3 protein-coding genes are annotated in these 3566 nt (G+C 67.0%); all 3 read right to left on the bottom strand.

The window, feature by feature from the left end; translation table 11 throughout:
* Nucleotides 1–670: 670 nt before the first annotated feature.
* Nucleotides 671–1525 carry an amidohydrolase family protein gene (locus LQ326_RS46895; RefSeq protein WP_234545327.1) on the bottom strand — a complete coding sequence of 285 codons (855 nt, stop codon included), beginning with the start codon at nt 1523–1525 and terminating at the stop codon, nt 671–673.
* A 46-nt stretch (nt 1526–1571) separates the two neighbouring features.
* Nucleotides 1572–2381 (bottom strand): SDR family NAD(P)-dependent oxidoreductase, encoded by an 810-nt coding sequence (locus LQ326_RS46890; protein ID WP_234545326.1) that lies wholly within the window; start codon nt 2379–2381, stop codon nt 1572–1574.
* Nucleotides 2382–2723: 342 nt separating this feature from the next.
* The coding region (locus tag LQ326_RS46885; RefSeq protein WP_234545325.1) for an IS701 family transposase at nt 2724–3566 on the bottom strand (843 nt) is incomplete at its 5' end.

The following is a 3566-nucleotide window of genomic DNA, read 5'->3' as shown; positions in this document are numbered from 1 at the left end:
AGTTCAGATGTCACCCGATCGTGCGGCAGACCCGTCGTTCTTGCGGCCTGACCCGCGTGAGAGCTGGCGGACTCGCGCTGTCGCGCTGGGCGGGATATCGACGACCTGCTCCCCCCCGGGCGAGCAGCCATGACGTCAGGTGGTGTCCCAGGCCCCTGGCGTTCTCCACGGCCCATCGCCTCTCGGGCCACTGGCAGGCCCAGTCCAGCATGCGCTGGTACTCCTCGAGAGATATGTCGATGCGCATCGAAGCGTGATCACGGTTGGTTTCGGGATCGACAGCCGTGGCTGTGTGGGTGGACTTGTGAGGGTCGATGCCGATCAGCATTATCGGGCGGTCCCCTTTCTCGGTCGTCGGTCACTGGGATCCGCAGCTGACATCCCGACTTCGAGAAACGTGGGGGTGGCCGATGCTCATGCCTCTGTTGAGTCAAGCCGCGAACGGACACCGGGCAGGTCGACACACCCAAAGAGAGCCAGCCCGTGATGACCAACGCCGACAACCCCGAAAACACCGTTCCTACAAGCACGTTCGCATCATGCACGCTCAATGATCACAGGCGAGCGCTCACCATCACCACCGTCTACGGAACAGACCCCCTCGTTTGACAGACCCTCATCACGGCAGCCGGGACGTCCGGTCGCCGCGTCCGCGGGTCGAGGGGGAGGTTCAGAGCCGGTAGAGCCGCTCGGCGTTCCCGGCCCAGAATTTCTGCTGATCCTCTGGGGCAGCCTCGCCCGTCACAGCCTTGAGGGCCGCGATGAGTTCGGTATACGTGCCGCCGATGCGGTCTATGGGCATGTTCGATCCGAAGAGGACCCGGTCCCATCCGAGCACGGTGATGGCGTGCTCGAGCCACGGGCGGAGCCCGGCCTCACTGAGCCCCAGGGTTGTCATCCCGAGTCCGGAGATCTTGCATGCGCCGGTGGAGACTGCGGCGTAGGCCTCGATCGCGGCCTTCCATCCGGCGCGGGAGCGGTCGTCGGTGCCGGTTGGCCAACCGGTGTGCTCCAGAACGACGCTGAGGTCGGGATAGTCCTCCAGTTTCGTCAGCCATGCCTTCATCAGGGCGGGTTGGGCGGTGAGGTCGAAGACGAAGCCGCGCTCGCTCAGCCAGTCCAGCACCGGCGTGGCCGCGGCGGAGTCGGGTGCGAAGTCGTTGAGCACCCTGGCACCCCGGAAACGCGGAGAGCGTGCCTGCCGCTCGAGGTCGGCGATGATTCCGGCCCGTTCCATCGATGGTTCGACGGTCCCGATGTGGACCAGGTCGAGGCCGTACCGATCCGCGATATCGTCGATCCATTCGGCTTCGTCGAGGTACCCCCGGGGCTTGAAGCTGGCGGAGACATGGACGAACGCGTCCACCCGGAAGTCCGGCCCGGCATGCCGGAGATAGTCCGGCGGCATGAAGTCCCCGTAGAGATGGAGCGCTCCGATTGCCTCAGCCAGCTCTCGCAGGGTGAGGTACCAGTCGTCGTGGTTGGTGACATCCATCAGATGCATGTGCGCGTCGATGACCCGCATGATTCCTCCCGCAAGAGCACAGGGGCTCTCGAGATGGCCGGTCCGGTCAGTGGAAGACCGAGCCGGCGTCGACGTTGATCGCCTGTCCAGTGATGCCACGTGCGAGGTCGGAGGCCAGGTACACCGCCATCCCGGCGACCTCCTCGGGATCCAGCAGCCGGTGCTGCAGCGACTGGGACAGGACGTGCTGCTCGAGCACTGCCTCCCGGGTCTGCCCGGTGAGCGCGCTGATGCCGTCGAGCAGCTGGCCCTCGCCGTGAACGAGGGGGGTGTCGACCACGCCGGGGCAGATCGCGTTGGCGGTGATGCCGTGCAGGCCCAGCAGCGCGAGCTCCCGCGCGAGCGTCCGGGTCAGTCCGATGACCGCGTGCTTCGACGCGCTGTAGGCGGAGTTCCCGGTGCTGCCCTGCTTGCCGGAGATGGAGGATATGTTGATCACTCGGCCCGAGGCGGCTGCCACCATCTGGGGAAGGACCGCTTTGGAGACCCGGTAGGTCCCGACCAGATTGACGTCGATGGTGCGCATCCAGTCGTCGGTGGAGCCGTCCCAGGACAGGGCGCGCCTGCCGACGATGCCGGCGTTGTTGACCAGGACGTCGATGCGGCCGAGACGCTCGTTCACCTCGGTGACGGCGCGCTCGATCTGCTCCTCCGACGTCACGTCCGCCCGGCACCCGACGGCACGGGAGCCGGCTGACTTCTGGATCTCCTGCGCCGCCTCGTGGACGCTGCCGTCGATGTCGAGGAGCGCGACGTCCGCGCCGGTCTTGGCGAACGCCTCGGCGATGGCGCGGCCGATGCCCTGGAGGCCACCGGTGACCAGGACCGTCCGGCGTGGTTCGGTGATGTTGTTCATCGGATCATCCCTTTGACTGTGGTCGATTCGCTTGACTCTCTGTGGTCGATTCACGCGGTCGGCCTCACCCGAGGAGTGGCCTGATCTCTTACCCGACCCAAGACGCTCTCCGCTCACAAGCCAAGATCAAGATCTACAGCTGGAGTACTAGTACTCCAGTTGCAGATCGCTATTCCTGCTGGTCAGGGTCCTGTGCGTGGGTGTACTTGGCTGATGTGCCGTCAGGTGGCGGAAGTTCGTGACTTCGGGTGCGGCGTTGGTAGTGGCAGCGGCGTGCGGTGGCCTGGTGACGGCGGCGCCAGCGGGACCAGTTCAGTGTGTGGCGGGTGCGCCGGATGTGTGTCAGCGTGGGGCGGCCAGCTGCCAGGAGTCGCCGGATTTCCGCCACCGTGAGCGGGGCGAGATCGCCGGAACCGATTCTGCGGCCCCCCTTTCCGTCCCCGCGGGGGCGGCCATGGCGGCGAGGAAGGCGTGGGCGAGCATGGCCAGGGTGATGTGCCGATACCAGCCCGGATACCGGCGAACTTCGTACTGATCCAGGCCGCACTCGTTCTTCGCGGCCTGGAAAGCCTCCTCGATCGCCCAGCGCGCCCCGGCGATCCGTACCAGCTCGGCGACGGGAGTGCCGGCCGGCGCGTAGGCGAGGTAGTAGGCGATCTCGTCCGGTCGGGCCAGGCTGCGGCGGGCCAGTACCCACCGGTGGTGGGTGGGCGCATCGCCGTCGAAGTCATCGATCGCGGGCAGCCTCGCTGCCGCCCAGTCGTAGACGCGCGGTCCTTTCGCGCCATCCCCGCAGGAGTGGCGTTCCCAGGCGTCCTCGGGTGCCTGGGCGATGGTGAAGTTGATGCGGCCGACGGCGTGCACGTGCTGGGACTTCGGCACGGCCAGGACATAGCCAACGCCGGCCTCCTCCAGCAGGCGGCGCAGCCGCCACTCCTGGCCGTAAGCCGAGTCCGCGGTTACCCAGGCGATCGGCAGCGGCGAGGCCAGGGCCCGCATGATGACGGCCTTCGCGAGATCGCCCTTGGTGGCGAACGCACGCTCGTCGGGAATCTTCGCCTCTGCGCAGCGGTCCGGATCAGAGGTCCAGGACTTCGGCAGATACAGCTCCCGGTCCACCAGCGCGCGGCCTCTGGAGGAGGCATAGGCGGCGAACACGCCGATCTGGCAGTTCTCCGTGCGGCC

Origin of the sequence: Streptomyces shenzhenensis (genome assembly GCF_021462265.1) — a bacterium.
Lineage (GTDB): Bacteria > Actinomycetota > Actinomycetes > Streptomycetales > Streptomycetaceae > Streptomyces > Streptomyces shenzhenensis.
This window is presented reverse-complemented; position numbering and strand designations above follow the sequence as displayed.

Coding starts and splice junctions, on each gene's coding strand:
- LQ326_RS46895 (WP_234545327.1), bottom strand. CDS start 1,525: ATGCGGGTCATCGACGCGCACATGCATCTGATGGATGTCACCAACCAC.
- LQ326_RS46890 (WP_234545326.1), bottom strand. CDS start 2,381: ATGAACAACATCACCGAACCACGCCGGACGGTCCTGGTCACCGGTGGC.